This window comes from Shewanella sp. ISTPL2 (assembly GCF_013283205.1).
Taxonomy (GTDB): Bacteria; Pseudomonadota; Gammaproteobacteria; order Enterobacterales; family Shewanellaceae; genus Shewanella; species Shewanella oncorhynchi.
This window is the reverse complement of record NZ_JAAPAV010000001.1, coordinates 1,623,187-1,640,302: the sequence shown is the minus strand read 5'-3', so window position 1 is coordinate 1,640,302 and position 17,116 is coordinate 1,623,187. Positions and strand designations below refer to the sequence as shown.

General features: G+C 44.7%; 16 protein-coding genes and 3 tRNA genes. 12 read left to right on the top strand and 7 right to left on the bottom strand.

Annotated features, from left to right (window positions below; translation table 11 throughout):
* Positions 1 to 30 precede the first annotated feature (30 nt).
* The 11 genes from ccoN to ttcA all read left to right on the top strand — a co-directional run bounded on the left by ccoN (position 31) and on the right by ttcA (position 10,261).
* Positions 31 to 1,467, top strand: a complete 1,437-nt coding sequence (gene ccoN, locus HUB64_RS07370; protein ID WP_028759964.1) for a cytochrome-c oxidase, cbb3-type subunit I — start codon at positions 31 to 33, stop codon at positions 1,465 to 1,467.
* A 13-nt stretch (positions 1,468 to 1,480) separates the two neighbouring features.
* Positions 1,481 to 2,107 (top strand): cytochrome-c oxidase, cbb3-type subunit II, encoded by a 627-nt coding sequence (ccoO, locus tag HUB64_RS07365; protein ID WP_028759965.1) that lies wholly within the window; start codon positions 1,481 to 1,483, stop codon positions 2,105 to 2,107.
* Positions 2,108 to 2,118: 11 nt separating this feature from the next.
* A complete protein-coding gene (locus tag HUB64_RS07360) occupies positions 2,119 to 2,295 on the top strand; it encodes a CcoQ/FixQ family Cbb3-type cytochrome c oxidase assembly chaperone (protein WP_028759966.1) in 177 nt (58 codons plus the stop codon).
* Positions 2,295 to 3,263 carry a cytochrome-c oxidase, cbb3-type subunit III gene (ccoP, locus tag HUB64_RS07355; protein WP_028759967.1) on the top strand — a complete coding sequence of 323 codons (969 nt, stop codon included), beginning with the start codon at positions 2,295 to 2,297 and terminating at the stop codon, positions 3,261 to 3,263. Before HUB64_RS07360 ends, ccoP begins: the two co-directional genes overlap by 1 nt.
* A 110-nt stretch (positions 3,264 to 3,373) precedes the next feature.
* Entirely contained in the window at positions 3,374 to 3,853 is a 480-nt protein-coding gene (locus HUB64_RS07350; RefSeq protein ID WP_028759968.1) for a FixH family protein, read from the top strand.
* A gap of 22 nt (positions 3,854 to 3,875) precedes the next feature.
* On the top strand, positions 3,876 to 6,275 hold the full coding sequence (locus HUB64_RS07345) for a heavy metal translocating P-type ATPase metal-binding domain-containing protein (RefSeq protein WP_173496703.1): 2,400 nt from the start codon (positions 3,876 to 3,878) through the stop codon (positions 6,273 to 6,275).
* A 38-nt stretch (positions 6,276 to 6,313) separates the two neighbouring features.
* On the top strand, positions 6,314 to 6,562 hold the full coding sequence (ccoS, locus tag HUB64_RS07340; protein ID WP_173244909.1) for a cbb3-type cytochrome oxidase assembly protein CcoS: 249 nt from the start codon (positions 6,314 to 6,316) through the stop codon (positions 6,560 to 6,562).
* Entirely contained in the window at positions 6,559 to 7,251 is a 693-nt protein-coding gene (locus HUB64_RS07335; RefSeq protein ID WP_173496702.1) for a sulfite exporter TauE/SafE family protein, read from the top strand. Before ccoS ends, HUB64_RS07335 begins: the two co-directional genes overlap by 4 nt.
* A gap of 55 nt (positions 7,252 to 7,306) precedes the next feature.
* Positions 7,307 to 8,059, top strand: a complete 753-nt coding sequence (gene etrA / locus HUB64_RS07330; RefSeq protein WP_006081599.1) for an electron transport transcriptional regulator EtrA — start codon at positions 7,307 to 7,309, stop codon at positions 8,057 to 8,059.
* A gap of 222 nt (positions 8,060 to 8,281) precedes the next feature.
* A complete protein-coding gene (gene uspE, locus HUB64_RS07325) occupies positions 8,282 to 9,214 on the top strand; it encodes a universal stress protein UspE (RefSeq protein WP_168827704.1) in 933 nt (310 codons plus the stop codon).
* 78 nt (positions 9,215 to 9,292) lie between these two features.
* The gene (gene ttcA, locus HUB64_RS07320; protein WP_173244915.1) at positions 9,293 to 10,261 is read left to right on the top strand and encodes a tRNA 2-thiocytidine(32) synthetase TtcA; all 969 of its coding nucleotides are present in this window, start codon (positions 9,293 to 9,295) and stop codon (positions 10,259 to 10,261) included.
* Positions 10,262 to 10,445: 184 nt separating this feature from the next.
* Here ttcA and HUB64_RS07315 read toward each other — a convergent pair whose 3' ends face one another.
* Both HUB64_RS07315 and HUB64_RS07310 read right to left on the bottom strand, forming a co-directional pair.
* Positions 10,446 to 11,069 (bottom strand): DUF2987 domain-containing protein, encoded by a 624-nt coding sequence (locus HUB64_RS07315; RefSeq protein ID WP_173496701.1) that lies wholly within the window; start codon positions 11,067 to 11,069, stop codon positions 10,446 to 10,448.
* Complete coding sequence (locus HUB64_RS07310; protein WP_173496700.1) at positions 11,062 to 11,874, bottom strand: glucosaminidase domain-containing protein; 813 nt, start codon at positions 11,872 to 11,874, stop codon at positions 11,062 to 11,064. The genes HUB64_RS07315 and HUB64_RS07310 overlap by 8 nt, the downstream gene beginning before the upstream one ends.
* Before the next feature lie 310 nt (positions 11,875 to 12,184).
* Here HUB64_RS07310 and HUB64_RS07305 point away from each other — a divergent pair, with 310 nt between their 5' ends.
* Positions 12,185 to 13,105, top strand: a complete 921-nt coding sequence (locus HUB64_RS07305) for a YvcK family protein (protein WP_173496699.1) — start codon at positions 12,185 to 12,187, stop codon at positions 13,103 to 13,105.
* A 113-nt stretch (positions 13,106 to 13,218) separates the two neighbouring features.
* Here the strand turns inward: HUB64_RS07305 and HUB64_RS07300 are convergent, their stop codons facing one another.
* The 5 genes from HUB64_RS07300 to HUB64_RS07280 all read right to left on the bottom strand — a co-directional run bounded on the left by HUB64_RS07300 (position 13,219) and on the right by HUB64_RS07280 (position 16,932).
* Entirely contained in the window at positions 13,219 to 14,412 is a 1,194-nt protein-coding gene (locus HUB64_RS07300; RefSeq protein WP_028759977.1) for an amino acid aminotransferase, read from the bottom strand.
* Positions 14,413 to 14,825: 413 nt separating this feature from the next.
* A tRNA-Leu gene (locus HUB64_RS07295) sits at positions 14,826 to 14,912 on the bottom strand.
* 49 nt (positions 14,913 to 14,961) lie between these two features.
* A tRNA-Cys gene (locus HUB64_RS07290) sits at positions 14,962 to 15,035 on the bottom strand.
* A gap of 24 nt (positions 15,036 to 15,059) precedes the next feature.
* Positions 15,060 to 15,135: transfer RNA gene (locus HUB64_RS07285), tRNA-Gly, on the bottom strand.
* Between the two features lie 363 nt (positions 15,136 to 15,498).
* Positions 15,499 to 16,932: a glyceraldehyde-3-phosphate dehydrogenase gene (locus HUB64_RS07280; RefSeq protein ID WP_028759978.1), complete on the bottom strand. Its 1,434-nt coding sequence runs from the start codon at positions 16,930 to 16,932 to the stop codon at positions 15,499 to 15,501.
* Positions 16,933 to 17,116: the final 184 nt, after the last annotated feature.

The window sequence follows — 17,116 nt, the reverse complement described above, 5'->3', positions numbered from 1 at the left end:
AAAGTAAAAGTAATAAGCAGTGGAAGCATTATGATGAACCATTCCCAGCCAACAGGCGCTGATTACAATTACGCCATTGTCCGCCAATTTGCCTTAACCACAGTTTTGTGGGGTATTGTTGGTATGTCAGTCGGCGTATTAATTGCGGCTCAGTTAATCTGGCCTCAGCTGAACTTTGACACTCCTTGGTTAACGTATAGTCGCTTGCGACCATTACACACCAATGCGGTGATCTTCGCGTTCGGTACATCAGCCCTTTTTGCAACATCCTATTATGTCGTACAACGCACCTGTCAAACCCGACTATTTGCACCTAAGTTAGCCGCATTTACGTTTTGGGGATGGCAAGCCATCATTCTGTCAGCAGCTATCTCTTTACCAATGGGTTTCACCCAAGGAAAAGAATACGCTGAACTAGAATGGCCTATCGATATCGCAATTACTATCGTTTGGGTGTCCTACGCTATCGTGTTCTTCGGTACTATTATCAAACGAACAACTTCGCATATTTATGTGGCGAACTGGTTCTTTGGTGCCTTTATTATTACCGTTGCCGTACTACACATAGTTAACTCTATGGCAGTACCAGTCAGTCTGTTCAAGTCATACTCTCTGTATAGCGGCGCTGTCGATGCTATGGTGCAGTGGTGGTATGGTCACAACGCTGTAGGTTTCTTATTAACCGCAGGCTTCTTGGGGATGATGTATTACTTCGTACCTAAGCAAGCAGGTCGTCCTGTGTACTCTTACCGTCTTTCTATTGTCCACTTTTGGGCACTGATCGCACTGTATATCTGGGCTGGTCCTCACCACTTACATTACACAGCTTTACCTGACTGGACTCAGTCTTTAGGTATGGTGATGTCACTGATCCTATTCGCACCTTCTTGGGGCGGTATGATTAACGGTATCATGACCTTGTCTGGTGCTTGGCATAAACTGCGTACTGACCCTGTGTTACGTTTCTTAGTTGTTTCTCTGTCTTTCTACGGTATGTCTACCTTCGAAGGCCCTATGATGGCAATTAAGACAGTTAACGCACTATCACATTATACAGACTGGACTATCGGTCACGTTCACTCCGGCGCGCTAGGCTGGGTTGCGATGGTGTCAATCGGTTCTCTGTATCACTTGATCCCTGTATTGTTCGGTCACGGCCGTATGTACAGCATCAAGTTAATTAACGTCCATTTCTGGTTAGCGACTATTGGTACTGTGCTTTACATCGTCTCTATGTGGATTTCAGGTGTAATGCAAGGTCTGATGTGGCGCGCAGTGAATGCTGACGGTACTTTGACTTATAGCTTTGTTGAAAGTCTGGAAGCTTCTTATCCTTTCTACTTTGTACGTTTCCTTGGCGGTTGTTTCTTCCTGACCGGTATGCTGATCATGGCATATAACGTGATCCGTACTGTGAAAGCCTCTAAAGATTCATTGCCAGCATTGGCTGAACCAACAGCGGCTTAAAGGAGCAAACTCGATGAAATTTAATCATGAGATAGTTGAAAAAAACATCGGTTTGTTAGCGATTTTTACCGTTATCGCTATCAGCTTCGGTAGTCTCGTTGAAATCACACCGTTGATTTTTCAAAAAGATACGACTGAGCCAGTTGAAGGTTTAAAGCCATACACTGCCCTGCAAATTGAAGGTCGTGACATTTATGTTCGTGAAGGTTGTTATAACTGTCACAGCCAGATGATCCGTCCTTTACGTGCAGAAACTGAACGTTATGGTCACTACTCTGTCGCGGGCGAATCAGTTTGGGATCATCCATTCCAATGGGGTTCTAAGCGTACGGGTCCTGATCTTGCACGTGTTGGCGGTCGTTATAGCGATAAATGGCATGAAGTTCACTTAATCGATCCTCGTGCTGTAGTTCCTCAATCGAATATGCCAGGGTTCCCATGGTTAGCCGAAAACAAGTTAGACGGCAAACTAACGGGTGACAAGATGACTATACTACGTAACCTGCATAAAGGCGGTTACAAAGGTAATGATCTTTATACCGATGAAGAAATCGCAGGCGCACAGCAGGCTGTTGCAGGTAAGACAGAAATGGACGCCTTGATTGCATATCTTCAGTCTTTGGGTCACGCACTCAAATAAGGAGGCAATATATGGATTACGGCACATTACAAGGCATTTTAACCATCATTGTGATGCTGACCTTCGTCGGTATATTTGCTTGGGCATATAGCTCGCGTCGTCAAAAATCATTTGATGAAGCAGCTAACCTTGTGTTTTCCGATGAGGAAGTCAACAAGGTATCGAAGGACTCAGGAGAGAATAAGTGATGAGTAGCTTCTGGAGTGTTTGGATTACTGTACTCTCGTTAGTCGTGATCGCGGGTTGTTTTCTATTACTGCGTGTGTGTTCTAAGAACACCACTGACGTAAAAGAAGGCGAATCCATGGGTCACAGTTTCGACGGTATTGAAGAACTCAATAACCCACTGCCAAAATGGTGGAGTTATATGTTCTATATCACTATCGTGTTTGGCTTGATCTATTTGGCACTATTTCCTGGTTTAGGTAACTACAAAGGCTTATTAGGCTGGACGAGTTCTAACCAGAGTATCGGTACAGAGCATGGCATTAAAGCCGATTCTGCCGCAGCGATTGAGCTAGCAGCAAAAGAAGGTCTTTATGTTCAGTATGATCAAGAAGTAAAACACGCTGATGAAAAATATGGCCCAATCTTCGCGGCTTACTTGGCAACACCACTAGAAGAATTAGTGAAAAACCAAGAAGCGTTGAAAGTGGGTGGCCGTTTGTTCCTGCAAAACTGCGCTCAGTGCCATGGTTCTGATGCACGTGGTAGCAAAGGCTTCCCTAATCTTACCGATGGTGACTGGTTATATGGTGGTGAATTAGCCACGATTAAGACCACTATCATGGCAGGTCGTCATGGCATGATGCCACCCAAAGGTGGTTTGCCAATCGAAGATAGCGAGATTGCTGGTTTAGCTGAATACGTTGTTAAATTGTCTGGTCGTGAGCATGACGAGAAACTCGCTGCCCAAGGTCAAGGCTCATTCATGAAAGGTTGTTTTGCGTGTCATGGTATGGACGCTAAAGGCAACAAGTTTATGGGTGCTCCTAACTTAACTGACGATGTTTGGTTATATGGCGGTAGCCGTGGCATGATCGAAGAGACCATTAAACATGGTCGCGCAGGTGTGATGCCAGCGTGGAAAGACGTTCTAGGTGAAGAGAAAGTTCACGTCATTACAGCTTATGTTTATAGCTTGTCAAACAAGTAATTAGGTATAAGTAACACTAAGGCCTCGAAGACTTCGAGGCCTTTTTTTTAAAGTGCTAAAACCGTCTTTTAACGGTAAAATGGCGCAAATTTTTTGAATGGGTATCTGACATGAGCGAACAACAAGCCTGGTATAAGCAGTTCTGGCCTTGGTTTTTAATTATTCTTCCTTTATGTGCCGTCGTCGCAAGTTTTACCACGCTAAAAATTGCCCTTACGAACTCGGACTCTTTAGTCGCCGAGGATTACTACAAAGATGGCAAAGCCATTAATATGGACTTAAGTAAAGTGAAGTATGCCAAACAAATAGGCATGAATTTTTCACTCGATCAAGCCAATAATGAGATTTTACTGACGCAGCAAGGGGGACCTGCATATCAAGCCGCCTTGAAAGTCGAGTTCTATCATCCAACCATTGCCGACAGAGATATGAAACTCACTGCGACGGCCGATGCCAGTAATGTGTATCGCATTACCATCCCTTCTACCCTAACCGGCCCTTGGGAAGTTCGCCTCGAAAGCTACGACGGTAAATGGCGAATTCACCAACGCGTTGAATTAAAAGATCACGTCCAACTTTGGCTAAATTGATTGTGGTTAAATAAGTAGCGCTATGACGTATCCAAGTTGTTTTCACTGCCAAGAGCCCGTTCTCACGGGCCAGCAGTTTGTGACTCGCATTAATGACCGTGATGAACGGATGTGTTGCCCTGGCTGCCAGGCAGTTTCTCAAGCGATTGTCGATGCGGGATTACTCAGTTATTACAAGTTCCGCACTGAGCCTGGCAATAAACAGAATGCCCTAGTCCCCGAAGCATTAACGCAATTTAGCGCCTATGACTTGCCCGAAGTGCAGCAAGACTTTGTGCATTCTGAGGACAATGTCGAATCAGTATCACTCTCCATCGATGGTATCACCTGTGCCGCCTGTGCTTGGTTAATTGAACACAAAGTCAAACAACTTGCGGGCGTGAGCCAAGTGCTAGTCAACTCAACCACCCAACGCGCCATGATCAGTTGGGATAAACGCAAGGTAAAACTTAGCGATATTCTCGGACAAATTAGTCGTATTGGCTATCAAGCCGCGCCCTACCAAGTTGACGAACAAGAGCTCAACAATAAACTCAATAGTCGCAAATTTTTACTGCGTTTAGGCTTAGCTGGCTTTGCGACTATGCAAGTTATGATGTTCGCCCTCGCCCTTTATACTGGCTACTTCACCGATTTAGACGTGCAATATCGGGACTATTTCCGCTGGGTTAGCATGATTTTTGCCACGCCTGTGGTGCTTTATTCGGCGCAGCCCTTCTATTTTAGTGCCATTCGTACCCTGCTCAGCGGCAAACTCAATATGGATGTGTCTGTTTCGATTGCCATTGGTGGTGCCTATACCGCAAGCTGTTTTGCCACAGTGAATGGCACAGGCGAAGTGTATTTTGAATCCGTATCCATGTTTACTTTCTTTTTGTTACTTGGGCGTTACTTCGAGCAAAAGGCAAGACAAAAGGCCTCGGTCAGCTCCAGTAATTTACATAAATTGGTGCCGCTCACTGCACACTTAGTCACCGAAAATGGTCAAGAAGAAATTCCGGCCAAAAAGTTACGCCTCAATGATGTGATCCTTGTGAAACCAGGGGAAATGGTTGCGGCCGATGGTGTGGTGATTGAAGGCCACACAAATATCAATGAAGCTATGCTCACAGGTGAGCAAATGCCCATTGAAAAACAGCAAGATCAGCAAGTGTACGCTGGTACTATCAACGTCGACCAACCGATAAAAGTTAAAGTTACCGCATTGGGGCAAGACCAACTCGTGGCTGAAATTATTCGACTGCAGGAACTGGCATCCAATACAAAACCTGCGATAGCTCTATTAGCCGATAAATTATCCCGCTATTTCTCGGGTACGATTCTAACAATCGCGACGATCACCTATTTGGTTTGGCAACAGATTTCCCCAGAGGATGCCTTTTGGGTAACGCTATCGGTTCTGGTCGCCACTTGTCCTTGTGCCTTAGCGCTAGCGACACCGACCGCCGTCACCTGTGCAACCGCCATTTTTACCCGTCTTGGGATCATTACCCGCAAAGCCGGCGTATTTGAAAAACTGCCGCAGATTAAACATGTGGTCTTTGATAAAACTGGCACCCTTACCTGTGGTACGCTCTCTATCGGGCAAACGCAGTGCATGGCCGATTTAACCAAGACGCAAGCCTTAGCGATTGCTGCAGCGCTGGAAATGGGCTCTCGCCATCCGATTGCGGCAGCATTTACCCTATTTGCCGATAATGCCTTGGTCGCGGAACAAGTTCACCATGAAGTCGGCTTTGGTGTTCGAGGTCGTATCGAGGGGACTGACTATTTAATTGGTAATGCAGTATTTACTGGCGCACGTGTCGATACTCAGGACCCAACCCAAAAGATTTGGTTAGCACGCTCAGCCAATGAGCAGCTTGAAGTGCTTGCCAGCTTTGAGATCCAAGACAATATTCGTCAAGACAGTAAGGCCACGATTGAGATATTAAAGCAACAAGGTTGCCGCATTAGTATCGCCAGCGGCGATAGCTCCGGACATGTGCATCAACTAGCCAAAGAGCTGGGAATTGAAGATGTGCACAGCGGATTAACGCCCGCGGGTAAACTTGCCCTAGTAACGAAATTACAACAGCATACTCGCGTGGCGATGTTTGGCGATGGCATCAATGATGCGCCAGTACTTGCGGGGGCTGATTTGTCGGTCGCCATGGGTAGTGGCAGTGCGATTGCCAAAAACAGTGCCGATTTGATTTTACTGGGCGATCATCTATCCCGTTTCACCCAAGCTGTCGCGGTCGCTAAACTGACCACGCAAATTATTAAACAAAATTTAGCGTGGGCGCTGGGTTACAACGCCCTTATCTTGCCTTTAGCCGTCACTGGTCATGTGGCACCTTATATTGCCGCGATTGGCATGTCGGCGAGTTCTTTGATTGTGGTCGGTAATAGCCTGAGATTATTACGGGTAAAAGTGTGATCATAATAAAACGTTTAACCAGATACTAAGAGGTCATTATGGAAATTATTTATGTGCTTATCCCCATTGCCATGATCTTCGTCGCCATTGCGGTAATGGTATTTTTCTGGGCAGTGAAATCTGAGCAATTTGACGATCTTGACCGTCAAAGTGTTTCTATATTGTTTGATGAAAATACTGATAAACCAGGCCATCTACCCACCCCCGCCATTCAGTCAACAGCAGAACATGATGATATCGCAGCGCAGCAAGCGATAAAAAATCAGCAAAAAGGCATGCCTTTGTGATTGAGTACAATGTCACTGGTGCCTTTCTCGTCGGCTTGATGGGAGCTGCACATTGTTTTGGTATGTGTGGCGGTTTAGTGGGCGCGTTTTCCGCCCAAATCCCTCATCCTAAAATAGGTAACCATCTGGCCCATCAGCTTAAATATTTACTGAGTTACAATTTAGGCCGTATTTTAAGTTACACCTTAGCGGGCGGCTTAGTGGGCGCATCGTCGGCAGGTCTTGGTCACTTATTTGAGTTGGATATTTATCTGATTGTCCTGCGCATGATTGCCGGACTAATGATGATCGCCACAGGACTTTACATCGCTAAAATTTGGGTTGGTATAGTGCAAATTGAGCGTGTAGGTCAATGGCTATGGCAATATTTAAAACCCATAGCGCAGCGCCTTGTTCCAATCAAGAATCCGAGCCAAGCAGTCATGGCGGGATTCATTTGGGGCTGGCTCCCCTGCGGCCTCGTCTATAGCACCTTAACTTGGTCGGTTGCATCTGGCTCTGCCAGCCAAGGCGCCTTGATTATGTTAACCTTTGGCTTGGGTACTTTACCCGCCCTATTAAGCGCTGGCGTGGCGGCAAAACGCCTTGCTGCATGGGTACAAAAGAAAACCGTTAGACTATTGAGCGGCTTACTGTTAATCGCCTTTGGTGGTCAAACTTTATATATCGCACTCGCGCAGCTAAACTAGCCCAAGTGAGTGAATTGGTTTAACATGGTTGCAGTGGATAAACTTGAGAATCAACATGACAATTGAACAAAATAAGAATCGTCGTCCTGCCGCTAGCGGATGCACAATCCATTGTCACGATTGCAGTATGGGTACCCTTTGTATTCCTTTTACCCTCAATGCAAGTGAGCTAGATCAGCTCGATGATATTATTGAGCGTAAAAAGCCAATCCAGAAAGGCGAGCAAATTTTTAAGTCAGGTGATGCGTTGAAATCCCTGTTTGCGATCCGCTCTGGCACCATCAAAAGTTACACTATTACCGAGCAAGGTGATGAGCAGATAACGGGCTTCCATCTGGCGGGTGATGTGATTGGTTTTGATGGTATTCACGCTCAGTTGCACCAGAGTTTTGCACAGGCCCTCGAAACCTCTATGGTTTGTGAAATCCCCTTTAATATCCTCGATGAACTTTCGGGCACTATGCCTAAGTTACGTCAGCAGATCATGCGTCTAATGAGTAATGAGATCATGAGCGATCAAGAAATGATCCTGCTGCTCAGTAAGAAAAATGCCGAAGAACGTCTAGCAGCGTTTATCAGCAATTTAGCAAATCGTTTCGGCAGCCGTGGTTTCTCACCTAAAGAATTCCGTTTAACCATGACCCGCGGTGACATTGGCAATTATCTCGGTTTAACCGTTGAGACCATCAGCCGCTTACTTGGACGCTTCCAAAAGTCAGGCTTGATAGAGGTTAAGGGTAAGTACATCACTATCCTCGACTCGCAAGAGCTAAATCTGTTAGCGGGTAATTCTCGCATCGCGAGATAGTCAATCGCAAGAGCATTAACCGTGAGAGGTCAAGCCTAAATAATTGTCGCCAATAGCATAACAGTTTAATGGTAAAAGCTGTGCTTGCTAGACATGTCATGCAGATTAAGGCATGATTTTTAAGCGAGTTTTAATCAATTTCAAATGAGTTTGATCTAGAACAATACAGCTCACTGCCAAAGGCTCATGATGATATTGAGCCTATGACTAAAGGAACCTCCCATGAAGGATTATCAAAAAATACTGGTTGTGGTTGACCCTACCACTGAGAATCAAGTTGCCCTTGCACGAGCGGTCGCCTTGGCCAGTAAATGCAACGCTCAAGTCACTGTGTTTCTTTCTATCTTCGACTTCTCTTACGAAATGACTTCGATTCTGTCGAATCAAGAACGCGAAGCTATGCGTCAAGGTGTCATAGATCAACGGCTCGCTTGGATCCAAGACTTACTCGCCGCTTATACTCATCTGCAACTCAATATCGATACTCAAGTTATTTGGCATAATCGCCCCTTTGAAAGCATTATTAATCATGCTATTTCAGGGCAATACGATTTGATTGTTAAAGGCACCCATGCCCACGACAAACTCAAGGCGGTGATCTTCACTCCAACTGATTGGCATTTGATGCGTAAAGCCCCTGTGCCAGTGTTGATGGTGAAAGCACATGACTGGCCAGCCACGGGTAAAATCCTCTGTGCTGTGAATGTGGCAACCGAAGATACCGATCATCAAATGCTTAACGGTAAAATTATTGAACATGCAAAAGATTTGGCGAAAAAGTTCTCTGCTGAAGTACATTTAGTCAATGGTTATCCCGGCACGCCTGTTAACCTTGCCATTGAGCTTCCTGACTTTGATGCCCAGTCATACAACGAAACCATTCGCATGCAGCATGAGCAGCGCGTGAGTTATCTTGCTGGCGCTTATGATATTAATCCAAGTCATTGCCATGTAAAAGAAGGTTTACCAGAGGATGTGATCCCTGAGCTTGCTGAAAAACTTGATGCTGAATTGGTGATCCTAGGGACTGTCGGTCGTACCGGATTTTCAGCAGCACTGATAGGCAATACCGCTGAACATGTTATCGATAGCATCAACTGCGATTTATTGGCTATAAAGCCCGACGGTTATAAATCACCGTTAGAAGAAGCCTAAGCAATACGCGACTCTTTACCCCGCCAAAGATAGCTGGAATAATACGCGCCCTGAAACTGTGTTACTGGGCGCTTTTTTATGCTTGAAGCTATATCTGAAGTTACGGTAAATCCTATGCCGGAAGAATTATCAAAAAAACAAACTACCCGTCTGAATAAATTACAGAAGCGGCTTCGTCGTGAAGTGGGCAGCGCGATTGCCGATTACAATATGATTGAAGATGGCGATAAGATCATGTGCTGCCTCAGTGGCGGTAAAGACAGCTACGCCATGCTCGATATTTTGATGAATCTGCAGCAACGCGCGCCCATTCAGTTTGAAATCATTGCGGTTAATTTAGATCAGAAGCAACCGGGCTTCCCTGAACATGTATTGCCTGCCTATCTCGATAAGCTCAATGTGCCTTATCACATCCTCGAGAAAGATACTTACTCGATAGTGAAAGACAAAATCCCTGAAGGTAAAACCACCTGCTCCTTGTGCTCTCGCCTGCGCCGCGGCACGCTTTATGGCTTTGCTCAGCGTATCGGCGCCACTAAAATCGCCCTAGGCCATCACAGGGATGACATTATCGAGACCTTGTTCTTAAATATGTTCTTTGGCGGTAAGATGAAAGCAATGCCGCCAAAGCTGCTGTCGGATGATGGCGCTAATATCGTCATACGTCCCCTAGCCTATTGTCGCGAGAAAGATCTCGAAGAATATGCCAGCTTAAAAGAATTTCCAATCATTCCATGCAACTTGTGTGGCTCACAGGAAAACTTAAAGCGCGCCGCAGTCAAAGACATGTTGAATCAGTGGGATAAACAATACCCAGGCCGCATTGAAACAATATTCACCGCCATGCAAAACACCGCACCATCACAGGGTGTTGACCGTGAACAGTTCGACTTTGTGTCTCTAACACGTGACCCAGATGCGCCTATGCGTGGTGATGTTGCTGAAGCCAATCTACCTGCATTCGATTTTCTTGATATCGCCAATAGCGGTCGTATCGATTTGGATGCAGCAAAACGCATTGATATTGTTAACACTTACGAAGTCTAAATTAGACTGAATTTAGCGCCTATTCAGTAAGAGAAGTTAACGCAACGAAAGTAAGCAAGATAAATTAGCACAACAAAATGCCCACTTAATGTGGGCATTTTTATGGCTACAGAATAAGTTTATCTTTGAGCCAGCGCTTCTGAATCGCTTATCTCAAGACGCCTATTCAAATATACAAAGATGATTACTTCACCCAAGGACTCAAGACTAATGGCTGGACACTGAAGCTTAGCGTGGTGATGCTTTCAAGCTCATTAGCGGCTAATTTATAACTGCCTTTTATCGCTTCTTCACGGCCATTAAAGCGTACATAGACTTCTTGTTCAGGTGAGAATTCAAAGTTTAAGCCAGTAATGGATTCCCTAAAATAACGCATCGGGAAGCCTTGCATAGCACCGAGCAGCGTGTCCATCTCAGTCATGATTTGTTGTAGGCGCGTTTTATCGTACTCGGCTAATGTCTGTTTTGCTCTAACTTGCATTGCAATACCACATCCCTCAGCGCTGCCAGCGAAATTCAGATTAACCAAGGCTCGCTGATCTTTTAAATCATCATCTAAGGGAATGAATAACCGCTGAGCATCAGTATACGTCAGTGGCGTTGAGGTTTTTTCACTGGAAATAGAACCACTTTGGATCAAACAGTTCTTTTGCATTGGAACGCTAAAAGCCACTTCCACGAGTTGATAACCGCCTTTATTGACTTGTTTTAACCTATCATAAAAGCCTTTATATTCAAGGGATACGGTTTCTGCAGCGGCGCTAGTTGCCAAAAAAAACAGGCTACTAAACAACAGTTTTTTATACATCGACATTCACCAAATATTTTTCATTATGACGTAACATATCAAGCAGCTCATCAATATAAGCTTCTTGTCTTTCAGAATAATTCACTAAACCGTAAATCAATTGATCCGCTGTTGGCTCTAGCTCCTGTGAACGTAGATCTGCTCGAATAGAGCGAAATAACGCATAGGCAGTATTAGAATTTAAATTACGCATATAGGATGAAACCGATTCATCGACCGATGAAAACACTTTCACCTCATGACTTTTACCCGAACCACGTGAGGACGGCACTATGCCGCAGCCAGAAGTAAAACACCATTCACCAAAAAAGTTAAAACCTTCTCTGGCAAAACGTGAACTCCCCCAACCCGATTCATTCGCGGCTTGAATTAACACCATAGATTCAGGCACGATATCGACACGTTTAAGTAAGCTTGCTAATGACTTAGCATCTACGTTACGCGCCGCATATTGGTATTTATCAAGTAACGCATTGATCTGCGCTAATTCAGTATCAGATAAACTCTTACCATTATCGACTAAGGCAAGCATCTCATTGATAAAGCCACGCTCCATCAAGATAATGGCATTCTGTTGCTGAACAATCGGCCGCAGGAAATCAAAAAAAGCTTTCTTCTTTTCGGTAATGTCGCTGATCGCTGAAAAGTCAGGGACTTGCGTAACAGGATCGACATCGCTGACGAATTGGGGCGCAATAGCGGATGAGTCATTCGAGTGAGGAATGATCCAAACTCGTAATGCAAAAATCGCCACTATGACCATGGCTAATGCCAATGTAAACGAACCGATTCTACCCGTTTTCAATCATTCACCTTAGGTGTAACGCCCTTATTGGGCAAATAAAGGCCGGATTATAAGCTATTTGTCAGATTTCACGAAATTTGCCCATCATCATGATCACGAACTCAGGTACAATATTACGCCTGAGGCACCATTATCGAGTCGAGCTTGCTATTACGCCGTCATTTATAGATGCAAGCATTTGACTGAGTATTTATACTAAGGTTCCTTAGCGTTATCACCATTGCACAACGGCTCATGAGTCATCCCGCTTATAGCGACAATGGATGGCTATGACATTAAATTTTCGGGTATTCAGGAAGGAAAAACCCAGATGCAGCATTTGATGTTAAATCAATTTGAACGTGTCGTCGCCATCGGCGGAGGCCATGGTTTAGGCCGAGTATTATCCTCGCTCGATTTTTTAGGCAACCGCCTTACGGGGATTGTCGCCACCACTGATAATGGCGGTTCTACTGGTCGACTGAGAGCCGAGCAAGACTGTATTGCTTGGGGGGATTTACGTAACTGCTTATCCCATTTAGCTAATCGTCCTTCCGTTGGTTCGCAATTGTTTGAATACCGTTTCCAAGGTGCCACTGAACTCAGTGGTCATAATTTAGGTAATTTAATCTTACTGGCTCTTGATCAACTCTGCGTTCGTCCATTAGAAGCGGTTAATCTCATCCGTAACTTACTTAAGATAGAAACCCAACTTATTCCCATGTCAGAGCAGCCCACTCACTTAGTGGCCCTGCAAGCCTGTGGTAGTAAAGTCTTTGGGGAGATTAATGTCGACAGTATGAATGAGGCTCCTATTGCACTCAGCCTTGAACCACAGGTCGATGCCACCTTTGAAGCCTGTGAAGCTGTTCGTCAGGCAGACTTGGTCATCTTAGGCCCTGGAAGTTTTTTAACCAGTATCATGCCACCGCTGCTGTTACCTAAATTTGCCAAAAGTCTTGCAGCAACTAAAGCGCAGGTGATCTTTATCGATAACCTTGCCGAAGAGGCCTCACCCGCGGGTCGGTTTAGCATTGAGCAACGCATAGCTTGGTGTCACCAGGTGATTGGCAAGCCCATTATTCACAAAGTACTTCGCCACGCTGAACAAACGCGTTTAGGGCCACTGATTAACTATTTTCCGTTGAAGAATCGCCATAATCCCAATCTACATGATCAAGCTAATTTATTAGATGCATTAAGCGCCCTGCTGCAGATCAATGATCTCACTCAACAACCGCTTGCCTGCTAGCGCTTACCTGTTAATCATTCAATCGAAATAATAAAGGACAGCAAGTGCTGTCCTTTATATTGTAAAGCTAAAAGGAATGTCCCTTTAGTCTGTCTATAAGGCTGCTATAACCATTACAACACTTGTGCTATGGCTTTACAGATAACAGGCATATTCGTCTTAGTCATGCCTGCAACGCTAATGCGCCCAGAGCCGACAATATAGACACCAAACTCGTCTTTCAAACGTGCCACTTGGGCTTTGTTTAAACCTGAGAAACTGAACATGCCATTTTGGCGAGAAATAAAACTGAAGTCCTGAGTCACGCCCTCAGCCTTTAAGCTATCAACAAACAGAGTACGCATTTCGGCGATACGTTCACGCATCTCTTTGACTTCCTGCACCCACATGGCTTTCAGAGCTGCATCATTTAATATCGTGCTGACGATCAGTGCGCCATGGGCTGGCGGATTAGAATAGTTGGCGCGTATGGTACGTTTCACTTGGCTAAAAGCACGTACGGCAGCATCAGCATCTTCAGCCACCACAGTCACGGCGCCAATACGCTCGTTGTATAAACCAAAGTTTTTAGAGAAAGAGTTAGCGACCAGCAACTCAGACACTTTAGACGCTACTAAACGCAGACCTGCCGCATCTTCTTCAATGCCAGCACCAAAACCCTGATAAGCAAAGTCAAACAGTGGCACGAGTTTCTTATCAGCACACAATTGAGCAACAAGTTCCCATTGCGCCAACGTTAAATCGATACCCGTTGGGTTATGGCAGCAACCGTGTAGCAACACGACATCACCCGCATTCGCGTTAGATAAATCAGTCATCATGGTATCGAAATCGATGTCATGGGCTTCTGCTTTGTAATAACCGTACTCTTTAACCGTTAAACCCGCCGTTTCAAAAATATTCTGATGGTTGGCCCATGTTGGATTACTCACCCAAATCGTGTGCGAATCGGTATTACGCAGTAAAAACTCAGCAGCAATACGCAGTGCTCCTGTACCACCAGGAGCTTGCGCTGTGGCAGCACGGCCAGAAGAAATTAATGCACTGCCTTCGCCAAACAACAATGTCTGTACTACACGGTTATAAGCTTGAACGCCTTCAATGCCTAAGTAGTTTTTGGTCTTCTCTTGCTCAAGTAAAATGGCCTCGGCTTTTTTCACTGAAGCCAGAACGGGAGTCTGTCCTGCCTCATCCTTATAAATGCCAACACCAAGATTAACTTTATCCTGACGCGGATCAGCTTTAAAGGTATCGGTTAAACCAAGAATTGGATCAGCGGGTGCGAGTAATACTTGAGAGAAAATCATGACTACGTATCCTAATATGCGCGTGTAGGGGAAATTTCGGCTTATTTATACCACTGTCTTTAAGGGGGTAATAGCGACTTAAGTCCCTTCTTAGGGAAATTATTACACTATTGTCGATTCAACAATAAAAAGTACATTTTATTGTATAATTCCCATTAATATAGTTACACTACTTGAATAAAGCGATTTACAACATCTAGAACACAAAATCACTCAGTTTTATATTGTAGAAAAGAAACAGGTCAGAAGTCGCAATACTGAATGAGTAAAATAGTGGGCTTGGGCCTAACCAATCTATAGCTGTAGTGATACTAGACTATAGCTGTAGTGATACTAGATTAAGAATCATAAAATGTGGATGTAGAAGTTATAAAGCAAAAAAGCCCTGACATCAGTCAGGGCTTTTCTGTTTTTGGTACCCGAGGCCAGACTTGAACTGGCACGCTGTTACCAGCGAGGGATTTTAAATCCCTTGTGTCTACCGATTCCACCACTCGGGCAAACTCTTTATATTAACGACGGGAATCGTGTCATTAATACTTTAATCTATGGAGGCGCGACCCGGAGTCGAACCGAGATCGACGGATTTGCAATCCGCAGCATAGCCATTCTGCCATCGCGCCCAAACTGCCAAATTTATTAAAATTTGGAGCGACATATCGGGTTCGAACCGATGACCTATACCTTGGCAAGGTATCGCTCTACCAACTGAGCTAATGTCGCCTATCATTGCGCTTAATCATTTGAACTCATGCTCGGCATGCTTTCCCCTGACTGCGGATTGGCATTCTACCGATTTAGACCTCAGAGTCAATCAACAATTTTTAAAAAATGATCTAAGCCGCATCGTTTGCCCAATAAACCGCCACACCTCAGTAAAGTTGATGTTTCATTCATCAATTTAGGCTTTTTACCGATACTGATGCCGATGCTACCGCTAATTAAACACGGCAGATAAACAGGGGATCATGGAGTCGAGTCCAATAAAATTGTAGAAGTATAGAAAAACAAAAGCGCCCTATTGGGCGCTTTATTCAAAGGTTAGGCAAAGTTATTAATCACTCAAGCAAAAACTACGTGGGCAATTTACGCAGGTAGAGATAGCGTCGTTAAACCTAACATAGTTTGCATTACGCCAACCACTTGGCAACTGTAACCAAATTCGTTGTCATACCATACATAAAGAATGGCACGCTTGCCTTCTGCAATAGTCGCTTGTGAATCAACCACACCCGCGTAGCGAGAACCCACTAAATCGCTCGATACAATCTCAGTAGAGTCTGTATAGTCAATTTGATTTTGCAGTGGTGATTGTAGCGCCGTATCTTTCAGATACTCGTTAAGCTCATCTTTACTGGTTTCAGCATTCAGGTTCATGCTGATGATCGCCATAGAGACGTTAGGCGTCGGCACACGAATCGCGTTACCTGTTAACTTACCGGCTAATGCAGGCAAAGCTTTAGCAACCGCTTTTGCTGCCCCCGTTTCAGTGATCACCATGTTTAATGGTGCACTACGGCCACGACGGTCAGCGGTATGATAGTTATCAATCAGGTTTTGATCGTTGGTATAAGAATGAATCGTTTCAACGTGACCATTCTCGATACCATATTTATCATTCACAGCTTTCAGTACTGGCGTAATAGCATTGGTGGTACAACTCGCCGCAGAAACAATAATGTCTTCTGGGGTAATATCGCCTTCGTTCACACCGTAAACGATATTCTTAATCGCGCCTTTTGCAGGAGCCGTCAGTAATACTTTGCTGGCACCTGGGCTCTTAAGGTGTAAACCAAGACCCGCTTCATCTTTCCAAATACCCGTGTTATCAACAATCAATGCATCATTGATGTCGTATTTAGTGTAATCCACTTCGTCGGGTGAATTAGCATAGATCACTTGGATATAAGTGCCATTGGCTATGATGGCGTTGTTCTCTTCGTCAACTTCAACAGAACCATTGAAAGGACCATGGACTGAGTCACGACGCAGTAAACTCGCGCGTTTTTCTAAATCGCCTTTCTTACCGCCACGTAAAACGATAGCGCGTAACCTTAACTTATTGCTGCGACCTGTGCGTTCAATCAGCAAGCGTGCCAATAAGCGACCGATACGGCCAAAACCATAAAGCACAACGTCACGCGGCGCGACATCATCGGCATGGTCGATAGCATCGGCCAATTCTTTTGCCATATAGCTTTCAATTTCGCTGACATCAGTATGGTCGCGCCAGTAATTGACAGCGAGTTTACCAATATCCACTTTACATTGTTTAACTGCGAGTTTGCTCAAAGCTTGAACGAAGGGGAAACTCTCGCGTAAACGTAATTTTTCACCGACATGACGACGAACTAAACGGTGCGCTTTAATGATTTCAATCGTAGAAGCATTGAGTAACGGCTTGCCGTAGACCACGACTTCAACGCCTTGGTTACGGTACAACTTGCCTAACAAAGGCTGCATCGCCTCTGCCATTTCAAAACGTTCTTGCCAACTTTGTAGGTGTTTATCAGCGCTCATTTACAGATCCTTTATCTCACTTTTCAATAAAATGTACTGAAAGGTTTGAGTAACATGACGAAAAGACCAATAATCTAATGCGGGTTTTAGGGAAAACCCTGTTTTGGTCGGCGCCATTGTAATGAAAGTCGCGCTTTGTTGCCAGTAAGATATTTTCTGTAAATCTGTAATTTTATTAGAAAAA

Excerpts from the sequence above, each read along its gene's own strand:
- ccoN (WP_028759964.1), top strand. The coding sequence starts at position 31 with ATGATGAACCATTCCCAGCCAACAGGCGCTGATTACAATTACGCCATT.
- ccoO (WP_028759965.1), top strand. The coding sequence starts at position 1,481 with ATGAAATTTAATCATGAGATAGTTGAAAAAAACATCGGTTTGTTAGCG.
- HUB64_RS07360 (WP_028759966.1), top strand. The coding sequence starts at position 2,119 with ATGGATTACGGCACATTACAAGGCATTTTAACCATCATTGTGATGCTG.
- ccoP (WP_028759967.1), top strand. The coding sequence starts at position 2,295 with ATGAGTAGCTTCTGGAGTGTTTGGATTACTGTACTCTCGTTAGTCGTG.
- HUB64_RS07350 (WP_028759968.1), top strand. The coding sequence starts at position 3,374 with ATGAGCGAACAACAAGCCTGGTATAAGCAGTTCTGGCCTTGGTTTTTA.
- HUB64_RS07345 (WP_173496703.1), top strand. The coding sequence starts at position 3,876 with ATGACGTATCCAAGTTGTTTTCACTGCCAAGAGCCCGTTCTCACGGGC.
- ccoS (WP_173244909.1), top strand. The coding sequence starts at position 6,314 with ATGGAAATTATTTATGTGCTTATCCCCATTGCCATGATCTTCGTCGCC.
- etrA (WP_006081599.1), top strand. The coding sequence starts at position 7,307 with ATGACAATTGAACAAAATAAGAATCGTCGTCCTGCCGCTAGCGGATGC.
- uspE (WP_168827704.1), top strand. The coding sequence starts at position 8,282 with ATGAAGGATTATCAAAAAATACTGGTTGTGGTTGACCCTACCACTGAG.
- ttcA (WP_173244915.1), top strand. The coding sequence starts at position 9,293 with ATGCTTGAAGCTATATCTGAAGTTACGGTAAATCCTATGCCGGAAGAA.
- HUB64_RS07315 (WP_173496701.1), bottom strand. The coding sequence starts at position 11,069 with ATGTATAAAAAACTGTTGTTTAGTAGCCTGTTTTTTTTGGCAACTAGC.
- HUB64_RS07305 (WP_173496699.1), top strand. The coding sequence starts at position 12,185 with ATGCAGCATTTGATGTTAAATCAATTTGAACGTGTCGTCGCCATCGGC.
- HUB64_RS07300 (WP_028759977.1), bottom strand. The coding sequence starts at position 14,412 with ATGATTTTCTCTCAAGTATTACTCGCACCCGCTGATCCAATTCTTGGT.
- HUB64_RS07280 (WP_028759978.1), bottom strand. The coding sequence starts at position 16,932 with ATGAGCGCTGATAAACACCTACAAAGTTGGCAAGAACGTTTTGAAATG.